Raw genomic sequence first — 19,176 nt, forward strand, 5'->3', positions numbered from 1 at the left:
CCGGTACGTTTGATTTTTTCTCCGCTAAAGGAAGAACAATGAAGAAGACGCTCGCTTCGATCATCGCCGCAGCATTCGCACTCGCATCGGTTTCGGCATTCGCCCAGGAGACGGCGTCGGCGCCGGCAGGCGCGATGGCGCCGGCTTCCGCGCCGATGAAGAAGGATCACAGCAAGCCGAAGCACCAGCTGAAGCATCACGGTTCGAAGAAGGGCCAGGCGAAGAGTGCAGCCGCATCGGCCGCCGGCACGAACGACGCAGGCGCGCAAAACTAAGCGGCTCGCCGCCACGGCCGGCGTTGCCGGCCATCGGTCGGCCAACCCCGCATGCTCCGGCATGCGGGGTTTTGTTTTTTCAGGCGCCCGGTGCGCACCGCGCCCGGCCGGCGGCCGGTGGCGGGCGCTGCAGAGCGCCGGCATCTGTGCTTAACTCGCGGCTTCACGATGCGAAGGAGCGGGACATGGATCTCGGGTTTATCGGGCTGGGCGAAATGGGGCAGGCGATCGCGACGAACCTGCTGAAGGCGGGCCACACGGTGCGGGTCTGGAACCGGTCGCGCGAGCGGGCCGAGCCGCTGGCGGCATTCGGCGCGCAGGTCGTCGACACGCCGGCCGACGCATTTCGCGGCGACGCGGTGTTCTCGATGCTCGGCGACGATGCGGCCGCGCGCGCGGTGTTCGACGACGCGCTGCTGGCGCAGGCGCCGCGCGGGCTGATCCACGTGAACATGGCGACGGTGTCGGTCGCGCTCGCCGAATCGCTCGCGCACGCGCATGCGTCGCGCGGCATCCACTATGTCGCCGCGCCGGTGATGGGGCGGCCCGACGTCGCGGCCGCCGCGCGCCTGACGATCATGGCGGGCGGCCCGGCCGAGGCGATCGACCGCGTGCAGCCGCTGTTCGATGCGATCGGCCAGAAGACCTGGCGGTTCGGCTCGCTGCCGCAGCACGCGAACGTCGCGAAGATCGCCGCGAACTTCACGCTCGCGTCGGCGATCGAGACGCTCGGCGAGGCGTCCGCGCTGCTCGGCGCGCACGGCGTCGCGATGCGCGATTTCCTCGACGTGATCACCAGCAGCGTGTTTCCGGGGCCCGTCTACGAAGGCTACGGCGCGATGATCGCCGAGCGGCGCTACGAGCCCGCGCGCTTCAAGGCGCGGCTCGGGCTGAAGGACGTCCGGCTCGCGCTGGAGGCGGGCGACGCGACGTCGGTGCCGCTGCCGGTGGCGAGCGTCGTGCGCGACAGCCTGCTCGACGCGCTCGCGCACGGCGGCGGCGACCAGGATTTCGCGGTGCTCGGCGAAGCCGCGCTGCGCCGCGCGGGCCGGTGACACGCGACAGAAGCGCGGTGCGCGCGGCATAATCGGCGGATCGTTCCCCTATTCCAGACAGAGGCAGTGATGAATTTGCATACGTGGTGGCTTTTCGTGGCGACGGTGTTCGTCGTGTCGGCGATTCCGGGCCCGAACATGCTGCTCGTGATGACGCACGGCGCGCGGCACGGGCTGCGCCGCTCGTCCGCGACGATGGCCGGCTGCCTGAGCGCGCTGGTGCTGATGCTCGCGGTCTCCGCGGCGGGGCTCGGCGCGGTGCTCGAGGCATGGCCGGCGACGTTCAATGCGTTGCGCTTCGCGGGCGCGGCCTACCTGATCTATCTCGGCGTGAAGGCGTGGCGCGCCCGCGTGGACGATGCGCCGGCAGCCGACGTCGATGCCGTGTCGCAAGGGGCATCGGCCTCGCGCGTCGCGCTGTTCCGCAATGGCTTCCTGGTCGCGGGCAGCAACCCGAAGGCGATCCTGTTCGCGGCCGCGCTGCTGCCGCAGTTCATCAACGCGGCCGAGCCGACGCTGCCGCAGTTCGGCATCCTCGTCGTCACGTTCGCGGTGATCGAGGTGAGCTGGTATCTCGTCTACGCGGCGTTCGGCACGCGCATCGGCGCCACGCTGAAGAGCCAGAGCGTCGCGAAGGTGTTCAACCGGCTGACGGGCGGCCTGTTCGTCGGCTTCGGCGCGATGATGGCGCTGGTTCGCCACTGATTTCCGGCGACCCCGGCGTACCGAACGCCTCGTCCCTTGCAAAAGGGCGGGGCGTTCGGCTGTTGGGCGGTGCTTTACCGCTGCGTGCTCACGCACGCGGCCGATCCAGCGCCGCCGCGCCGGCGCCGCGTCCGGCCGCCAGCCCGAACACGGCCGCCGCGCCGGCGAACGCGAACCCGACCCCGCACACCGCGCTCCAGCCGCCCCATGCCCATGCGCTGCCCGCGAGCGCCGCGCCGAGCGCGCCGCCGACGAAGAACAGCCCGAAGAACAGCCCGACGAACAGCCCGACGAACAGCCCGTTCAGGCGTCCGCGCGCGGCCGCGTTCAGCAGGTTGATCGCGCGGCGGCCGATCGTCTGGTCGACGATCACACCCGCATCGAGCAGCGCCGCGCCGCCGGCCAGCAGCGCGAGCGCGACACCGCGATGCGCGTGCGCATCGAAGCCGAACCAGCCTGCGCCGGCGACGCCGAGCACGACGAGCGCCATGAGCATCGTGCCGTGCGCGAGCCGCTGCGCGGCCGGGCAGACGGCGAGCGTCGCGACGATCAGGCGGCGGTTCTCGAGCAGGTCGACCAGCGGCACGAGCAACACGAGCCCGGCCGCGTAGCCGAGCTGCGGGAGCATCGCGACGAGACCGGCGAGGCCGGGCGGCAGATGCAGATCGGCGCTGATCGGCCCGGTCAACGGCTGCGCGGCGAACAGGTCCATCACGATCACGCCGACCGTCGCGGCGAAGAACAGCGTCATGCCGGTGCTCAGCGCAGCCGGCACGGCGACGGGCGGGGAAACGGGGGCGGCGCAACGAGGGGCAGGGCAGTTCATCGGAAACCTGGGGGCGAGCGAAGGAACTCCCATCGTAGGTGTCCGATGTCTATGCGACATCGTGCACGACACGTTGCCGGGCCGCCTGATGCGGCCGGTCGAGCTGCTGCGCGACGCGCTGGGCGAGGTGCTCAAGCGGGAGAACGAAAAGGGGTCAGGCGCCGTGACAACGAACTAGAGGCCGCATTCGAGGGAAAATCCTTATTTTCCCTACGGAAATGTTGCATTGCGGAAACCGATTCGCTATGATTGCACCTGTCTCCTCCATGTCTCCTCTGATATGGATTCAGCCCGCCGATCAGGCGGGCTTTTTTTTTGCCTGCGATTGTGTCGCAGCGCTCCATTTCCATTCGCCGGCTGCCGCCGCGCACTCAGAACTTGTACGTCATCCCGACGTAGCTGATGATCGGGTCCGCCTTCAGGTCCGATTTCGACTCGGCGAGCACCGAGCCGTCCGCCGCCTTGATCGTCACCGTCGACGTCGTCTTCAGCGGAATGTAGGTCACCGACGCGACCAGCCCGAAGTGTTCCGTCACGTTGTACTGCAGGCCCGCGTTGAACACCGGCTGCCAGGACGACGACGCCTTCGCCTCCACCGAGGTCGTCCCCGGCTTGCCCGCGCCCGCCGCGAGGATCGCGCCGAGGTTGTCCTGCGTCTGCTTGATGAAGTTCGTGTTGAGCTGCAGGTCGCTGAACCAGTTGTACGACACGCCGAGGCCGAGGAACGGCCGGAACTTCGCGGTGGCCTGCCCGAAGTAGTACTGCAGGATCACCGCCGGACTCCACTGCCGCACGCTCTTCACGATGGGGTTGACCGACCCCAGCCCGATGTTCTGCGTGCCGAGCGCGCCGGCCGGGCCCGGCGGCTTGATCGTGCCCTGGCCCGACACCTTGAACACCGGCGGCACGCCGGCCACCGACGTGACCGCGATGTGGTCGGTCAGGAAGTGGCTGATCGTCAGGCCGACGGTGTCGGCGCCGCTCGTATGCAGCCCGGTGCCGGCCGACGTGAACGACGGCGGCAGCCGCAGCGGCGTGTTGATCGGCGTCGGCGCGACGTTGGTCGTCATCGGCGTGCTGCTCTGCTGCGGCATGACGTGGAACCAGCCCAGCGTGACGACGTTGCTGCCGGCGCTCTGCGCGTGCGCGGCGAGCGGCGCCACGGCGGCGGCGCCGGCCGCCGCGCAGAGAAGGGTTTTCTTCATCACGGCTTTCCCCTCCGTTTACTGGACGAATGCGCCGATCGTGAAATACGGCGTCGATCCCGCGTTGTCGAGGAAACCGAACACGCCACCCGAGAAGATGAACTTGCCGGTCGGCGACGTGCTGCTCGAACCCGTATGGATCGTCGTGACCGTGCCCGGCACCTTCTGCGTGTAGTCGAGGTCGAGCACTCTCGTGAGCGACGCCTGCGACGGCTGGAACGGATCGAGCAGCGTGGCCTGCTTGTCGATCAGCGCGGTGGTCCGGTAATCGAACTGGCTGTCGACGCCGATGTACTCGCCGTTCTGCGAACCGGCCGCGACGGCCGTCTGCGGCGCGAGGATCGAGATGCTCGATTCGTCGTCGGCGGTCAGGCCCGGCACGCCGTTGCTGTCCGGCGTCGGGTTCGGGTTCGCGACCCCGGTGCGCACGAGGATCGGCACGAGCTGGTTGCGCAGCTTGCCGACGACCATGAAGCCCTTGCCCTGCGGCGTGGCCGACAGCGTCGGCTTCAACTGGCTCGCGTAGTTGTTCGACTGGAACGCGCCGCTGCCGTCGGCCGACTGCACGAAGTTCGTGCCCTGCTGCGTGCACGCGCCGCCGGCGAACTGGCCGGTCGTGTCGCACTTGGTCCACGTGCCGTCCGCGTTGATCGTCACCTTCGCGTCGATCGACGCCGGGCCGAATTTCTGCGACGGCACCTCGCCGAAGCCGATGTGGCTGTACGTGCCCGCGACCTTCGTGATGTCGGTTTCGATCGACGAGAAGCCGATGAACGGGTAGTACGGGAATGTCGTGTCGGGCACCGCCGCCTGGCCGAGCACGCCGTCGAACTGGATCTCCTTGCCGGGAATCGTGCCGCCCGCGACGCCGAATCCGACGAAGATGCGCGCCGGACGCGACGCATCGAGGCTCGCGCCGTTCAGCCGGAACGCGCACTGGTTCAGCTTGTTGGTCGGCAGCAGCGTTTCCTGCGTGAGCGTGCCGCTGTCGACGGTGCCCGCGCGGGTCGGCGTGACGGTGCCGGTCTTTTGCGGCACCGCCGATTCGACGTAGGTGACCTGCCAGGTCATCTTGGTCGTGTCGAGCTGGACCTTCGCGAGTTCGCCGCTGCCCGCGCCGCCCGTAAACACGGTGTTGTAGTCGAGCGTGGCGGGGCAAAGCCGGTCTTCGACGAGCGGCGGCGGGTTGTCGCTGCCGCCGCCGCAGGCGGAAAGAAGGGGGGCGGCAAAGGCCGCCGCCAGAATGAGGTTGCGCTTCATGTTGCTCCTCCAGATTTGTCTTGTGCGGCGGCCAGCTCCCTGTCGGCCGCTTCTGTTGGTCGTGCTCGTCTTGTTCGCGCCGTGCCGGACGCTTTCGTGCCTTCCCTGCGTCACGCGGCGGCAGGCCGGCCGCCGCGTCCTCGCCCGCTACTTGCTGATCTGCGCGCCCACGCCGAAATACGGGGTCGACGACGTCGTCGAATTCGCCGACGTCGACGTGACGCCGCCGTTCACCGTGCCCTGGATCAGCGCCGCGTACAGCCCGCCCGTCGCGATCACCACGCCCGATGCGGACGGGTAGCTCGCGCCGCTCGGCGGAGTGGTCTTCGCGTTCAGCAGGCCCGGCGTCGTCTGGCCGTAGTCGAGCGTGAAGCCGTCTTCCTCGGCCTGCGTGGACGGGTTGATGAACGACGCGTTGCCGCCGCGGATCAGCGCGGCCGTGTACTTGAAGTTCGAGTCCGCGCCCGCGTAGCCGCCGTCGATCGTGCCCGACGTGACGGCCGTCGCCGCGCCGAGCACCGCGATGCCCGATTCGTCGTCGACCTGCGCATCGAGGTGCAGCGGCGGCGTGCCGAGATTCACGTTGCCCGTGCGCACGATCACCGGCACGGTCGCGCCGTTGAGCTGGCCGATCACCATGTGCGCGGTCGCCGACTTGCCGGTCGCGCCGACGATCGGCAGTTGCGTCTGCGGCAGCGTCTGCGGCGCCTTGGCGCTATCGAAGTAGCCGCCGTTCGGGCTCGTCTTCCATGGATCGCCGGTCGTCTGGCAGCCGCCCGACCCGCTCGACGTGCACGCGCCGTTCGCGTCGAACGTCTCGCTCGAGGTGGAGCCCTTCGTCGCGTAGTTGCCCGACGGCACGAGGTGGTAGAGCAGCGCGTTGTACGTGCCCGGCAGCTTCGAGAGGTCCGTCGTCGTGTTCGCGAAGCCGAGGAACGGATAGAAATCGAAGTGCCGGTTCGGCACCTGGCCGACGTTCTGCACGACGCCCGGGATGATCGTCAGCCCGTCGTACTGGATCGTCGCGCCGGGAATGCCGCCGCCCGCGACGCCCATGCCGACCAGCAGCATCGGCGGGTTCGCCTGGTTGAAGTCGGCGGCCGTCGAATAGGTCGAGCCGTCCGGCGCGGGGCCGGTGCCCGGCGTGAGGACGAACGCGCAGCGGGTCTGCTCGGCGGTCGGCAGCGTGCCGGTCGGCGGATGGATGACCTTGCCGGTGATGGTCGTGCCGACGCGGCTCGGCGTGACGGTGCCCGTCTTCAGCGGAATCGGCGATTCGAGCCACTTGAGCGTGTACGTCATCGCGACCGCGTCGATGTTGACGCTGACGATCTCGCCGCTACCCGCGCCGCCGAGATACGTGCTCTTCACGATATCCGCGTCGGCCGGGCACAGTGCGCCGTTGATGGGCTGCGAAGGCGGCTGCCCTTGCGTGCCGCAGCTCGAGCCGGAACATTGGGGTGCATTGATCGGCGCGAGCGCGCCGCCCGAGTCCCCCCCACCACATGCAACCAGGAAAGGGGCAATGGCAAAGGCCGTTGCCACCCCCTTCGATAAGGTGTGCGACATGCCGCTGTCTCCAATCGTTTAATTGTGCGAGCTAATGTCGCTGCCTGTGTTTTTGCTGTCAATTGATGAACCCGTCTAAAAAAGGCGATTGAAACGGGATCGTCTAATTGAATGCTTGCCCAATAAGGCTATCGGTAAGAATTTAAACGCGAGACCGGCCGCCGAAAGCTGCCGCAGTGGGGGATGCGCGACGCCCGACACGCTCTCGCGGCGCCTTCTCGCGTATAACGGCAGCGTTTAAACAGACGGTATCCGGTTTATCCCTATTCGGGATTGACTGGATAAGGAGGGGGCTGGATTAATCCACTTGTAATCGCGCAATCGAAAGCTTGTAAATATTTGTAAATGCGCGGTGTAGTGGTTTTATATATTGCCTGACACGGGTAAATAAAAAGCCGGCCAATGGCCGGCTTTGCATGGCATGCGATGTTGAATCAGCGTTTGAGGCCCGCGTCCTCGGCCGCGCCGATGTTGAGGTTCATGCACTGGATCGCGGCGCCCGACGCGCCCTTGCCGAGGTTGTCGAGGCGCGCGACCGTGACGAAGCGCTCCGCGTTGCCGAACACGAACAGGTCGACACGGTTCGTGTCGTTGTTCGCCTGCACGTCGAAGAAGCCGCCGTCGAGGTTCGCGTCCGCATCGAACGGGGCGACGCGCACGAACGCTTCGTCCGCGTAGTATTCGGCGAACACGCGCTGCACGTCCTGCGGCGTCGCGCGCTTCGCGAGCTGCTCGGGCGTGAAGTAGGTCGTCACCGCGAGGCCCTTCAAGAACGGGCCGACGATCGGCGTGAAGATCGGCGCGTGCGCGAGGCCCGTGTGCGCGGCCATTTCCGGCAGATGCTTGTGCGCGAGGCCGAGCGCGTACGGGCGCGGGCTCGCGAGCTTGCCGCCCGGCGCGGCGCTTTCGTACTCGGCGATCATCGACTTGCCGCCGCCGCTGTAGCCGGTGATCGAGTAGCTGTGCGCGGCGAACGTCGGCGCGACGATGCCCGCATCGACGAGCGGACGCATCGCGAGCACGAACGCCGACGCGTGGCAGCCGGGCACCGCGATGCGCTTCGACGTACGAATCTTCTCGCGCTGCGCGCGGGTCAGCTCGGGCAGGCCGTAGGCCCAGTCGGCGCTGGTGCGGAACGCGGTGCTCGCGTCGATCAGCGTGGTGTTCGGGTTCTCGACGAGCGAGGCCGATTCGCGCGACGCGACGTCCGGCAGGCACAGGAACGTGACGTCCGACGCGTTGATCAGGCGGCGGCGCTCGTCGACGTCCTTGCGCTTCGCTTCCTCGATGCGCAGGATCTCGATGTCGCTGCGTGCCGACAGGTATTCGAAGATCTTGAGGCCGGTCGTGCCTTCCTGGCCGTCGACAAAAACTTTGGTGCTCATTTCGCTCTCACTGAATGAAACGGGAGCCGCGGCGCCCTGAAACCGCCATTTTAAGACGTCATCCGGCGGCACTGCACCGCGCGGGGCGAAAAAAGACGGCCCGCGGGCCGTCTTCGTGTCCGTCTTTGCGTCCCTTCGACGCCCGCCGGTACGCGCGCGGGCCGCAGGAGGGGCGCGTTCAGCGGGCGCCGGCGTCCCAGCGGGCGGTCGCTTCGGCGACACGCCGGCCGAATGCCTTGCCGGTCTCGAGGTCGCCCGGCAGCGGCCCCTCGTCGGGCGTCGCATCGGCCGGCGACTGCGCGAGCAGGCCCGTCGAGCCGCCGAGGTAGTTGATGTCGTTGCGCGTGGCCGCCTTCGAGTTCGCCGGCATCAGGCTCGTGCCGACCCACACCATCCCATGCTGCATCGCCAGCGTGACGAAATATTGAATCGTCGAGAACTTGTCGCCGTTCATCGTCGCGGAGTTCGTGAAGCCCGCGGCGATCTTGTCCTTCCATTTCTGCGTGAACCACGCTTTCGACGTGGCGTCGGCGAATTGCTTGAACTGCGCGGACGGGCCGCCCATGTAGGTCGGCGCGCCGAAGACGATCGCGTCCGCCGCGTCGAGCGCGGCCCAGCCTGCGTCGTCGAGGTCGCCGACGGCGATCAGGCGCACGTTCGCGCCGGCGTCCTGCGCGCCGGCGTGCACGGCTTCGGCCAGTTTCTGCGTGTGACCGTAGCCGCTGTGATAGACGATGACGATGTTCGACATGAAGCGTTCTCCGGAAAGGGACGGGAACGGCGGACCGCCACGGCTCGCCGCGTCACGCGTCGCCGGCGGGCGGCGCGACGGTCGCGCGGCAGGGGATGCCGCGACCGGTGACGACGAGTCTAGCAAGCCGAAATGACGAGACGACGTGCGCGTGCGGCGCCTGGAAAGGCGCGGCGGCCGGCAATTGCGGCGGCGCGACTACTGGCCGTAAGTGACCGTGAGCTGCGCGGTGCCGATCGCGAGCGTGCCGATCTCGTGCTCGAACATCGGCGCGGGGCGGCCCTGCGAGATGCGCAGGTCGGTGCCTTTCAGCGCGTAGACGGTGATCACGTAGCGGTGCGGCTTGCCGGGCGGCGGGCACGGGCCGCCGTAACCGTCGATCCCGAAATCGTTGCGCGCCTCGCTCGCGCCGATGCGGCGCAGGAAGCCGGAGGCGCTCGCGTCGGCCGGCAGGCTCGTGACGGTCGCCGGAATGCCCGCGACGGCCCAGTGCCACCAGCCGTGCCCGGGCGCGTCGGGATCGAAGATCGTGACCGCGTAGCCGCGGGTGCCGGGCGGCGGGTTGCGCCATGCGAGTTGCGGCGAGCGGTTCGCGCCCTTGCAGTCGCCGCGATCGAACACGTTCGCGGGCCGCACGCGGGCGCCGGGCGTCAGGTCGTCGCTCGTCACGGTGAACGGGCCTTCCGCATGCGCGGGCAGCGCCGCGAAAACGGCGGCGCACAGGAGGGCGGGGAGGAGCAACGGAGACGGGCGACCCGATGGCGCAGGCGGAGTGATCCGGCGATCCACACGCATATGGCGCTTCTCCCGTCACGTGGGCCGGGCCGCGGCGCCCGGCATTGTTGGCGTGGTGTGTTGCCCGCGCCGCTCGCGGCGGCAATGGATCAAGTCTAGCATTAGGGTTCGATGAGCGACGCACGCCGGCGCCCGCGATTGCGATCGGTCAGGGCGCCGGCCGACGGACGAAAAAAAGCCGCCTGCGATGAAGCAGGCGGCTCTTCAGCCAGCGCGCCGGCACGCATGCCGGCGTGGCGTCATTCCTTCGGGGCCGTCGCGCCGCCGTGCGCGGCCGACCATTCGGCCGGTGCGTGCAGGAATTTCTCGACTTCGTCGAGCGTCTTCGTCTCGAAGTAGCCCGACGCTTTCGCGACGCGCAGCACGTCCCACCACGTGGCGAGCGCGTGCAGGTCGACGTCGATGTCCTTCAGGACCGACACGCTTTCCTTGAAGATGTCGTAGTGGAACAGCACGAAGCAGTGGTTCACCGTCGCGCCCGCGGTGCGCAGCGCGTTGACGAAGTTGATCTTGCTGCGGCTGTCGGTCGTCAGGTCTTCCACCAGCAACACGCGCGAGCCTTCTTCCAGATGGCCTTCGATCTGCGCATTGCGGCCGAAACCCTTCGGCTTTTTGCGCACGTACTGCATCGGCACCATCATCCGGTCCGCGATCCATGCCGCGAACGGGATGCCGGCCGTCTCGCCGCCCGCCACCGCGTCGATCTGCTCGAAGCCGATGTCGCGCGTGATCGTCGTTTCCGCCATTTCCATCAGCGCACGGCGCACGCGCGGATACGAGATCAGCTTGCGGCAGTCGATATAGACGGGGCTTGCCCAGCCGGACGTGAAGATGAACGGTTTTTCGGCATTGAAGTGCACCGCCTGCACTTCGAGCAGGATTTTGGCGGTCGTATCCGAGATCGACTGACGATCGTAGCCTGTCATGGGCATTCCTTGGGTGATGAGCGAGGAGCGGGCGCGGGCCCGGTGGCGCAGCAAGAGAACCCGCCGGGGGGCCGGGGCGCGATCGGCAGGCCAATCGCATCGCTGCGCGCGTAGCCCGCTATTTTACCCGATTCAGGCCAGTTTTCGGCGGAATTCGCGCGTGCCGCCGCGCCGCTCATCACCGGCGAAACAAACGGGGCGCGACCGTCCCGATGCGGATGCCGGGGATGCGGCGGTGCACCAACGGAGGTCATTTAGGGGGTGTACACTAGGCGACCCTAAGAAATCGTTCAGTACTTTGTACTTTCCTCTTGCCACCCGCCAAGGTTCGATGGCGTGCCGATCCGGCGCGTCGCGGGCCGTCTCGCAGTCGACCATCCCCTCGATTCAAGCAGACGCGGCCGAAGGTGCTGTGTACTGAGTCGTCAATATTTCGCATGTCTCTCGCAGGTCAATCATGGACGAACAACTGAAGCAGGCCGCTCTCGCTTATCACCTGAACCCGAAACCCGGCAAGATTTCGGTCACCCCGACCAAGCCGCTGTCGAACCAGCTCGATCTGTCGCTCGCGTATTCGCCGGGCGTCGCCGCCGCGTGCGAGGCGATCCACGCCGATCCGCTCGACGCGCAGAAGTACACGTCGCGCGGCAACCTCGTCGGCGTCATCACGAACGGCACGGCCGTGCTCGGCCTCGGCAACATCGGCCCGCTCGCCGCGAAGCCGGTGATGGAGGGCAAGGGCTGCCTCTTCAAGAAATTCGCGGGCATCGACGTGTTCGACATCGAACTGTCGGAGTCCGACCCCGACAAGCTCGTCGAGGCGATCGCGATGCTCGAGCCGACGCTCGGCGGCATCAATCTCGAGGACATCAAGGCGCCGGAATGCTTCTACATCGAGCAGAAGCTGCGCGAGCGCATGAAGATCCCCGTCTTCCACGACGACCAGCACGGCACCGCGATCATCGCGTCGGCCGCGATCCTGAACGGCCTGAAGGTCGTCGGCAAGCAGCTCGCCGACGTGAAGCTCGTGTGTTCGGGCGCCGGCGCGGCCGCGATCGCGTGTCTGGACCTGCTGGTGAACCTCGGCCTCACGAAGACGAACATCCTCGTCGCCGATTCGAAGGGCGTGATCTACGAAGGGCGCGGCAACCTCGATCCGTCGAAGCAGCGCTACGCGGCGAACACCGACGCGCGCACGCTCGCCGACGCGATCGTCGGCGCGGACGTGTTCCTCGGCTGCTCGAGCGCGGGCGTGCTGAAGCAGGACATGGTCAAGACGATGGGCGACCAGCCGCTGATCCTGGCGCTCGCGAACCCGGAACCGGAAATCCGCCCGGAAGACGCGAAGGCCGTGCGCCCGGACGCGATCGTCGCGACCGGCCGTTCGGACTACCCGAACCAGGTCAACAACGTGCTGTGCTTCCCGTTCATCTTCCGCGGCGCGCTCGACGTCGGCGCGACGACGATCACGGAAGAAATGAAGCTCGCATGCGTGCGCGCGATCGCCGAGCTGGCCCAGGAGACCGACCAGAGCGAGGAAGTCGCGAAGGCGTATGAAGGCCATTCGCTCGAGTTCGGGCCGGACTACCTGATTCCGAAGCCGTTCGACCCGCGCTTGATCATCAAGATCGCGCCGGCCGTCGCTCAAGCCGCGATGGATTCGGGCGTCGCCACGCGCCCGATCCAGGACATGGACGCGTACCGCGAGCAGCTCGGCGCGACCGTCTACCGTACCGGCATGGTGATGCGTCCGGTGTTCGCGACCGCGAAGCAGAAGGAAGCCCGCATCGTGTTCGCCGAGGGCGAGGACGAGCGCGTGCTGCGCGCCGCGCAGTTCGTGCTGCTGGAAAAGATCGCGAAGCCGATCATCATCGGCCGCCCGTCGGTCGTCGACATGCGCCTCGCGAAGATCGGCTCGAAGCTGAAGGCCGGCACCGATTTCGAAATCGTCGATCCGGAAGACGATGCGCGCTACCACCGCTACTGGCAGGCGTATCAGGAGATCGGCGCGCGCGACGGCGTGACGCCGGAAGTCGCGAAGGCCGCGATGCGCAAGTTCAACACGCTGATCGGCGCGATGCTCGTGCACCTGGGCGATGCGGACGGGATGATCTGCGGGATGATCGACACGTTCCACAGCCACCTGAAGTTCATCGAGCAGGTGCTGGGCCGTGCGAAGGGCGCCGAGCATTTCGCCGCGATGAACCTGCTGATGCTGCCGGGCCGCAACCTGTTCGTGTGCGACACGTACGTGAACGAGCTGCCGAGCGCCGAGCAGCTCGCGGACATGACGATCCAGGCCGCGGCCGAGATCGAGCGCTTCGGCATCGCGCCGAAGGCCGCGCTGCTGTCGAACTCGAACTTCGGCAGCGCGCCGTCGGCGTCGTCGCGCCGGATGGCCGAGGCCCGCAAGCTGATCGTCGAACGTGCGCCGAACCTCGAAGTCGACGGCGAAATGCACGGCGACGCGGCGCTGTCGGAACTGATCCGCAAGCAGGCGTTCCCGGGCACGACGCTGTCGGGCGAAGCGAACCTGCTGATCATGCCGAACGTCGAAGCGGCGAACATCGCGTACAACCTGCTGAAGATGGTCGGCGGCGAAGGCGTGACGGTCGGCCCGTTCCTGCTCGGCGCGGCCAAGCCGGTCCACATCCTGACGCCGGCCGCGACCGTGCGCCGGATCATCAACATGACGGCCGTTGCCGCCGCGAACGTGAACACGAAGTAAGTCCACGCTTGCGGGTGCCGCGCGTCACGCGCGGCGCAATGAAAAACGCCACGGAACCAGCGTTCCGTGGCGTTTTTTTTGTGAACCGCAAGGGGCGACGGGGGCGCGGGGCGAGCGTCCGGCCCGCGAACGCCCGCGGCGCCCGCCGTTACGCGACCTGCTGATGCGACTGGCCGCCTGCCGGCGAACGCCACTTCGCGAGCAGCGTGTTCCACTTCTGCCGCACCGCGCGCAGGTTGTTCTCCTTCACGTGGCCGTAGCCGCGAATGCCGTCCGGCAGCGCCGCGAGCTCCAGCGCGAGCGGCCGGTTGGCCGCGTTCAGCCGGGCCAGCACCTCGCCGATCAGCGCTTCGTACTCGCCGATCAGCGCGCGCTCGGTGCGGCGCTCCTCGGTGCGGCCGAACGGGTCGAGCCCCGTGCCGCGCAGGAACTTCGCCTTCGCGAGCAGCCGGAACGCCGACATCATCCACGGGCCGTACGCCTTCTTCACGAGATGGCCGTGGGCGTCCGTCTTCGCGAACAGCGGCGGCGCGAGGTGGAATTTCAGCTTCCAGTCGCCTTCGAACTGCGCGGCCAGGCGCGCGACGAACGCGGGATCGGACTGCAGTCGCGCGACCTCGTATTCGTCCTTGTACGCCATCAGCTTGAACAGGTTGCGCGCGACCGCTTCGGTCAGCGGCTCCTGCACCGCGTCGCCGTCCGCCAGCGCGCGCTCGGCGGCGCGCACCTTGTCGACGAAGGCCGCATAACGCGACGCGTACGCGGCGTTCTGGTACGCGGTCAGGAATTCCACGCGTTTCGCGATCAGCGCGTCGACCGCCTTCTTCGTGTGCAGCGCGATCACCGTGGCGCCTTGCGCGGGCCGGGCGTCGCCGGCCGCGGCCTGCTTCACGCCGGCCAGGTCGTACGCGGCGCGGCGGCCCCAGTCGAACGCCGCGCGGTTCTTGTCGACCGACACCGCGTTCAGCTCGATCGCGCGTTCGAGCGACGCGAGCGTCAGCGGCAGCCAGCCCTTCTGCCACGCGTAGCCGAGCACGAACGGGTTCGTGTAGATCGCGTCGCCGAGCAGCGCGACCGCGAAGCGGTTCGCGTCGATGAAGTCGACCGATTCACCTGCCGCCGCGCGGATGTCGTTCTCGGCGGACAGGCCCGGGAATGCCCAGTTCGGGTTCTTGATGAACTCGGCGGTCGGCGTCTGCGCGCTGTTGACGACCACGCGCGTCGTGTCGTGCCGCATCCGCGACGTGCACTCGTCGCCGGCCGTGACGATCGCGTCGCAACCGATCACGAGATCGGCTTCGCCCATCGCGATCCGCGTGGCATGAATATCGGTCGGCGCGTGCGAGATCTGCACGTGGCTCATCACCGCGCCGCCTTTCTGCGCGAGGCCGGTGACGTCGAGCACGGTCACGCCCTTGTTCTCCAGGTGCGCGGCCATCCCGAGCAGCGCACCGATCGTCACGACGCCCGTACCGCCCACGCCGGTGACGAGCACGCCGTACGCACGGTCGATCGCCGGCAGCGTCGGTTCCGGAATCGGCGGCAGCGCACCGCCGTCGACCGCCACCGCCTTCGGCTTCTTCAACTGGCCGCCCTCGACCGTGACGAAGCTCGGGCAGAAGCCCTTCACGCACGAAAAGTCCTTGTTGCAGCTCGACTGGTTGATCTGGCGCTTCGTGCCGAATTCGGTTTCCAGCGGCTCGACCGACAGGCAGTTCGACTGCACCGAACAGTCGCCGCAGCCTTCGCATACCGCCTCGTTGATCACGACGCGCTTGGCCGGGTCCGGATACGTGCCGCGTTTGCGGCGGCGGCGCTTCTCGGTCGCGCAGGTCTGGTCGTAGATCAGGATCGTCGTGCCTTCGATCTCGCGCAGCTCGCGCTGCACGTCGTCGAGCTGGTCGCGGTGATGGACCGTCACGCCCGGCGCGAGCAGCGCCTTCTGGCTGTCGTACTTCTCCGGCTCGTCGGTGACGATCACGATCTTCTTCGCGCCTTCGGACGCGAGCTGATGCGTGATCTGCGGCACCGTCAGCACGCCGTCGACCGGCTGGCCGCCCGTCATCGCGACCGCGTCGTTGTAGAGGATCTTGTAGGTGATGTTCGCCTTCGACGAGATCGCCGCGCGCACCGCCAGCAGGCCCGAATGGAAATAGGTGCCGTCGCCGAGGTTCGCGAACACGTGCTTTTCGTCGGTGAACGGCGCCTGGCCGATCCACGGCACGCCTTCGCCGCCCATCTGGCTGAAGGTGCTCGTGCTGCGGTCCATCCACACGGTCATGTAGTGGCAGCCGATCCCGGCGATCGCGCGCGAGCCTTCCGGCACGTTGGTCGACGTGTTGTGCGGGCAGCCCGAGCAGAACCACGGCTTGCGCTCGGTCTGCACGTGCGGTTTCGCGAGCGCCATTTCCTTCGCGTTGATCACCGCGAGCCGCGCGGCGATGCGCGCGCGCACGTCGGACGGCAATTCGAACTTCTCGAGCCGCGTCGCGATCGCCTTCGCGATGATCGCGGGCGACAGCTCGTAGTGCGCGGGCAGCAGCCAGTTGCCCATCGGCACCGACCATTCGCCGCCGGCGCCGTCCTTCTCGTCGAACTTGCCGAACACGCGCGGGCGTTGCGCGTCGGGCCAGTTGTACAGCTCTTCCTTGATCGCGTATTCGAGGATCTGGCGCTTTTCCTCGACGACCAGGATTTCGTCGAGGCCGCGCGCGAACGCCTGCGCGCCCTGCGCTTCGAGCGGCCACACGCAGCCGACCTTGTAGAGCCGGATGCCGATCCGCGCGCAGGTGTCGTCGTCGAGGCCGAGGTCGGTCAGCGCCTGGCGCACGTCGAGATACGCCTTGCCGCCGGTCATGATCCCGAAGCGCGCATGCGGCGAGTCGATCTCGATCCGGTCGAGCTTGTTCGCACGCACGTAGGCGAGCGCCGCGTACCACTTGTAGTCGAGCAGCCGCGCTTCCTGCACGAGCGGCGGATCGGGCCAGCGGATGTTCAGCCCGCCTTCCGGCAGGATGAAATCGGTCGGCAGCACGATCTCGGTGCGGTGCGGGTCGATGTCGACCGACGCCGACGATTCGACGACGTCCGTCACGCACTTGAGCGCGACCCACAGGCCCGAATAACGGCTCATCGCCCAGCCGTGCAGGCCGAAGTCGAGATATTCCTGCACGTTGGACGGGAACAGCACCGGCAGCCCGCAGGCCTTGAAGATGTGTTCGGACTGGTGCGCGAGCGTCGACGATTTCGCCGCGTGGTCGTCGCCGGCCAGCACCAGCACGCCGCCGTGCTGCGACGACCCGGCCGAGTTCGCGTGCTTGAAGACGTCGCCGGTACGATCGACGCCCGGGCCCTTGCCGTACCACATGCCGAACACGCCGTCGTATTTCGCGCCGGGGTACAGGTTCACCTGTTGCGAGCCCCACACGGCGGTGGCGGCGAGATCTTCGTTGAGGCCGGGCTGGAACACGATCTGGTGGGCGGCCAGGTGCTGCCTGGCTTTCCAGAGCGACAGATCGAGGCCGCCGAGCGGCGAGCCGCGATAGCCGGAGATGAAGCCGGCCGTATTGAGACCGGCGGCGCGGTCGCGTTCCTGCTGGAGCATCGGCAGGCGCACGAGGGCCTGGATGCCGCTCATGTACGCGCGGCCGCGTTCCAGCGTGTATTTGTCGTCAAGCGTGACGGACTTCAGCGCGGCTTCTAGCGACGCGCGTTGGTCTGCGTCTAGCGGGGCATTCATTAACTGTCTCCTCCACCCGGTCTGGGATCACCAAAACTTCGGTTGCGTCGGCATCTTTTGGGCGCGTCTGCAGTGGCCGGCATGTTCGCCGGTTTTAAGGGATGGTAGCACTGGGGCAAACCCGCCGCCCATCGGTCGCAACGCGGGGGAAAGGGCGGCCGTGCACCATCAAACGGGGTGAGAGGATGCGTTACATCATGTAAAAGCATGTAAAGCGGCGTTGATCTGCGGGCAAATGCCGTTAATCTTGTCGACCTGCCGGAGGTGCCCGGCCGCGTAGGTTCGTTCCGACGCAGTCGGGGAGGCGCCGGCAGTTTTACAGGAGGTGCAATGAACACACGTCATATCCAGAGTTTCCTGATCGTGTCCGCCGCGTTTTTCTCGATGACGGGCCCGGTGCACGCGCGCGGCGCGAGCGCGCTGGCGGCAGCCGGCGCGCAGATGCGCCAGATCGTGCCGGCCCAGGACGCCGCGGCCCAGTTGTCGGCCGAGCGTGCCGCCGAGTCGACGGCGAACGTGCGTTGACGCGATCGCGCGGCCCGCGACCCGCGGGTTTGCGCCGGCATGCGAAAAGGGTGGGAATCGTCGGATTCCCGCCCTTTTTTCTTTGCGCGGCCGGCTCGCGCGGTCGCCCCGGGCCGCCGCGCGGCCGATGCGTCAGGCCTTGTCCTGCACGACGCCGCGGCGGATCTGGTCGAGCTCGATCGATTCGAACAGCGCCTTGAAGTTGCCTTCGCCGAAGCCCTGATTGCCCTTGCGCTGGATGATCTCGAAGAAGATCGGCCCGATCTGGTTCTCGGTGAAGATCTGCAGCAGCAGGTCGTCGCGCGCGCCGTCGATCAGGATCTTGCGCTTCTTCAGCTCGTCCAGCGATTCGCCGTGGTTCGGCACGCGGCGGTCGACCAGTTCGTAATACGTGTCGATCGTGTCGAGCAGCTTCACTTCCTTGCTGCGCAGCCCGTCGACCGCCTGGTAGATGTCGCTCGCGCCGAGCGCGATGTGCTGGATGCCTTCGCCGTGATACGCGTCGAGATATTCCTGGATCTGGCCGGCCGTATCCGAGCCTTCCTCGTTGATCGGGATGCGGATCTTGCCGCACGGCGACGTCATCGCCTTCGACTTCACGCCCGTCACCTTGCCTTCGATGTCGAAGTAGCGCACTTCGCGGAAGTTGAACAGGCGCTCGTAGAACTCGGCCCATTCCTGCATGCGGCCGCGATGCACGTTGTGCGTCAGGTGATCGATGTAGGTGAGGCCGTGGCCGACCGGGTTCGGATTCGCGCCGGGAATCGGCTCGAAGTCGACGTCGTAGATGCTGATGTCGCCGATCGCGCCCGGTTGCGCGCCGTTCTTGCCGCGCCAGCGGTCGACGAAGTAGATCAGCGAATCGCCGATGCCCTTGATCGCCGGGATGTTCAGCTCCATCGGGCCCGTCTTGTTGTCGAAGCCCCATGCGCCGAGTTCCAGCGCGTGCTTGTACGCCTTGGCGGCATCCTGCACGCGGAACGCGATCGCGCAGATCGACGGGCCGTGCAGCCGCGCGAAGCGTTGCGCGAACGAATCGGGTTCGGCGTTGATGATGAAGTTGATGTCGCCCTGCCGGTACACCGTCACGTCCTTGTGGCGGTGGCGCGCGATCGCGGTGAAACCCATCCGTTCGAACAGTTGTCCGAGTGCTTTCGGGTCCGGTGCCGTGTATTCGATGAATTCGAAGCCGTCGGTGCCGACGGGATTGTCCCAGGTGGGGATCTGCATGTCGTGTCTCCTGTGCGGGGCGATCGGCCGGGGCGGCGTGCGCGTGCCCGGCGTGGTTCGGTGTCGACGGCCGCGCCCGCGATGAGCGGGCGCGGCAAGCCGAGACATGCGACAGAGTGTAGCGGGCGCTCGCGAGCGGAAACTTGCGAACTTAATCGCCCGCGCCTACGATGGCGCAATTTCCAGTCTCAAAATAATCAGT

The 19,176-nt window shown here is 67.4% G+C and carries 15 protein-coding genes and 1 pseudogene; 6 read left to right on the plus strand and 10 right to left on the minus strand.

Going from position 1 to position 19,176, the window contains the following annotated elements:
* Window positions 1–38: 38 nt before the first annotated feature.
* From CFB89_RS01080 to CFB89_RS01090, 3 genes are all read left to right on the plus strand, one after another.
* Window positions 39–275, plus strand: a complete 237-nt coding sequence (locus CFB89_RS01080) for a hypothetical protein (protein WP_089466418.1) — start codon at window positions 39–41, stop codon at window positions 273–275.
* 185 nt (window positions 276–460) lie between these two features.
* On the plus strand, window positions 461–1,330 hold the full coding sequence (locus tag CFB89_RS01085; RefSeq protein ID WP_089466419.1) for an NAD(P)-dependent oxidoreductase: 870 nt from the start codon (window positions 461–463) through the stop codon (window positions 1,328–1,330).
* Window positions 1,331–1,399: 69 nt separating this feature from the next.
* Window positions 1,400–2,035, plus strand: coding sequence for a LysE family translocator (locus CFB89_RS01090; RefSeq protein ID WP_089466420.1), 636 nt, complete (start codon window positions 1,400–1,402; stop codon window positions 2,033–2,035).
* An 88-nt stretch (window positions 2,036–2,123) separates the two neighbouring features.
* Here CFB89_RS01090 and CFB89_RS01095 read toward each other — a convergent pair whose 3' ends face one another.
* A complete protein-coding gene (locus tag CFB89_RS01095; protein ID WP_089466421.1) occupies window positions 2,124–2,861 on the minus strand; it encodes a hypothetical protein in 738 nt (245 codons plus the stop codon).
* A 58-nt stretch (window positions 2,862–2,919) separates the two neighbouring features.
* Here CFB89_RS01095 and CFB89_RS33925 point away from each other — a divergent pair.
* A pseudogene (locus tag CFB89_RS33925) lies at window positions 2,920–3,039 on the plus strand (LysR family transcriptional regulator); the annotation flags it as partial.
* A 193-nt stretch (window positions 3,040–3,232) separates the two neighbouring features.
* On the opposite strand, the gene CFB89_RS01100 reads toward CFB89_RS33925, so the two are convergent.
* From CFB89_RS01100 to CFB89_RS01130, 7 genes are all read right to left on the minus strand, one after another.
* On the minus strand, window positions 3,233–4,066 hold the full coding sequence (locus tag CFB89_RS01100) for an OmpW family protein (protein WP_089466422.1): 834 nt from the start codon (window positions 4,064–4,066) through the stop codon (window positions 3,233–3,235).
* Between the two features lie 18 nt (window positions 4,067–4,084).
* Window positions 4,085–5,326, minus strand: coding sequence for a DUF2957 domain-containing protein (locus tag CFB89_RS01105; protein ID WP_089466423.1), 1,242 nt, complete (start codon window positions 5,324–5,326; stop codon window positions 4,085–4,087).
* Between the two features lie 147 nt (window positions 5,327–5,473).
* Window positions 5,474–6,895, minus strand: a complete 1,422-nt coding sequence (locus CFB89_RS01110) for a DUF2957 domain-containing protein (protein ID WP_089466424.1) — start codon at window positions 6,893–6,895, stop codon at window positions 5,474–5,476.
* Between the two features lie 434 nt (window positions 6,896–7,329).
* Window positions 7,330–8,280, minus strand: a complete 951-nt coding sequence (argC, locus tag CFB89_RS01115; RefSeq protein ID WP_089466425.1) for an N-acetyl-gamma-glutamyl-phosphate reductase — start codon at window positions 8,278–8,280, stop codon at window positions 7,330–7,332.
* 178 nt (window positions 8,281–8,458) lie between these two features.
* Window positions 8,459–9,031, minus strand: coding sequence for a flavodoxin family protein (locus CFB89_RS01120; RefSeq protein ID WP_011546661.1), 573 nt, complete (start codon window positions 9,029–9,031; stop codon window positions 8,459–8,461).
* A 198-nt stretch (window positions 9,032–9,229) separates the two neighbouring features.
* Window positions 9,230–9,826, minus strand: coding sequence for a YbhB/YbcL family Raf kinase inhibitor-like protein (locus CFB89_RS01125; protein ID WP_089466426.1), 597 nt, complete (start codon window positions 9,824–9,826; stop codon window positions 9,230–9,232).
* 239 nt (window positions 9,827–10,065) lie between these two features.
* Entirely contained in the window at window positions 10,066–10,752 is a 687-nt protein-coding gene (locus tag CFB89_RS01130; protein WP_011546659.1) for an orotate phosphoribosyltransferase, read from the minus strand.
* A gap of 457 nt (window positions 10,753–11,209) precedes the next feature.
* Here CFB89_RS01130 and CFB89_RS01135 point away from each other — a divergent pair, with 457 nt between their 5' ends.
* Window positions 11,210–13,480 (plus strand): NADP-dependent malic enzyme, encoded by a 2,271-nt coding sequence (locus CFB89_RS01135; protein WP_089466427.1) that lies wholly within the window; start codon window positions 11,210–11,212, stop codon window positions 13,478–13,480.
* A 148-nt stretch (window positions 13,481–13,628) separates the two neighbouring features.
* On the opposite strand, the gene CFB89_RS01145 is transcribed toward CFB89_RS01135, so the two are convergent.
* Window positions 13,629–17,219: an indolepyruvate ferredoxin oxidoreductase family protein gene (locus CFB89_RS01145; RefSeq protein WP_089466428.1), complete on the minus strand. Its 3,591-nt coding sequence runs from the start codon at window positions 17,217–17,219 to the stop codon at window positions 13,629–13,631.
* Between the two features lie 330 nt (window positions 17,220–17,549).
* Between CFB89_RS01145 and CFB89_RS01150 the strand changes: the two genes are divergently transcribed.
* Complete coding sequence (locus CFB89_RS01150) at window positions 17,550–17,744, plus strand: hypothetical protein (RefSeq protein ID WP_089466429.1); 195 nt, start codon at window positions 17,550–17,552, stop codon at window positions 17,742–17,744.
* A gap of 132 nt (window positions 17,745–17,876) precedes the next feature.
* Here CFB89_RS01150 and hppD read toward each other — a convergent pair whose 3' ends face one another.
* Entirely contained in the window at window positions 17,877–18,974 is a 1,098-nt protein-coding gene (gene hppD / locus CFB89_RS01155) for a 4-hydroxyphenylpyruvate dioxygenase (RefSeq protein WP_069619239.1), read from the minus strand.
* Between the last annotated feature and the right edge of the window lie 202 nt (window positions 18,975–19,176).

Origin of the sequence: Burkholderia sp. AU16741 (assembly GCF_002223345.1) — a bacterium.
GTDB lineage: Bacteria > Pseudomonadota > Gammaproteobacteria > Burkholderiales > Burkholderiaceae > Burkholderia > Burkholderia sola.

What these genes read in the sequence shown, in the direction of transcription:
- CFB89_RS01080 (WP_089466418.1), top strand. Translation starts at nt 39, where the DNA reads ATGAAGAAGACGCTCGCTTCGATCATCGCCGCAGCATTCGCACTCGCA.
- CFB89_RS01085 (WP_089466419.1), top strand. Translation starts at nt 461, where the DNA reads ATGGATCTCGGGTTTATCGGGCTGGGCGAAATGGGGCAGGCGATCGCG.
- CFB89_RS01090 (WP_089466420.1), top strand. Translation starts at nt 1,400, where the DNA reads ATGAATTTGCATACGTGGTGGCTTTTCGTGGCGACGGTGTTCGTCGTG.
- CFB89_RS01095 (WP_089466421.1), bottom strand. Translation starts at nt 2,861, where the DNA reads ATGAACTGCCCTGCCCCTCGTTGCGCCGCCCCCGTTTCCCCGCCCGTC.
- CFB89_RS01100 (WP_089466422.1), bottom strand. Translation starts at nt 4,066, where the DNA reads ATGAAGAAAACCCTTCTCTGCGCGGCGGCCGGCGCCGCCGCCGTGGCG.
- CFB89_RS01105 (WP_089466423.1), bottom strand. Translation starts at nt 5,326, where the DNA reads ATGAAGCGCAACCTCATTCTGGCGGCGGCCTTTGCCGCCCCCCTTCTT.
- CFB89_RS01110 (WP_089466424.1), bottom strand. Translation starts at nt 6,895, where the DNA reads ATGTCGCACACCTTATCGAAGGGGGTGGCAACGGCCTTTGCCATTGCC.
- argC (WP_089466425.1), bottom strand. Translation starts at nt 8,280, where the DNA reads ATGAGCACCAAAGTTTTTGTCGACGGCCAGGAAGGCACGACCGGCCTC.
- CFB89_RS01120 (WP_011546661.1), bottom strand. Translation starts at nt 9,031, where the DNA reads ATGTCGAACATCGTCATCGTCTATCACAGCGGCTACGGTCACACGCAG.
- CFB89_RS01125 (WP_089466426.1), bottom strand. Translation starts at nt 9,826, where the DNA reads ATGCGTGTGGATCGCCGGATCACTCCGCCTGCGCCATCGGGTCGCCCG.
- CFB89_RS01130 (WP_011546659.1), bottom strand. Translation starts at nt 10,752, where the DNA reads ATGACAGGCTACGATCGTCAGTCGATCTCGGATACGACCGCCAAAATC.
- CFB89_RS01135 (WP_089466427.1), top strand. Translation starts at nt 11,210, where the DNA reads ATGGACGAACAACTGAAGCAGGCCGCTCTCGCTTATCACCTGAACCCG.
- CFB89_RS01145 (WP_089466428.1), bottom strand. Translation starts at nt 17,219, where the DNA reads ATGAATGCCCCGCTAGACGCAGACCAACGCGCGTCGCTAGAAGCCGCG.
- CFB89_RS01150 (WP_089466429.1), top strand. Translation starts at nt 17,550, where the DNA reads ATGAACACACGTCATATCCAGAGTTTCCTGATCGTGTCCGCCGCGTTT.
- hppD (WP_069619239.1), bottom strand. Translation starts at nt 18,974, where the DNA reads ATGCAGATCCCCACCTGGGACAATCCCGTCGGCACCGACGGCTTCGAA.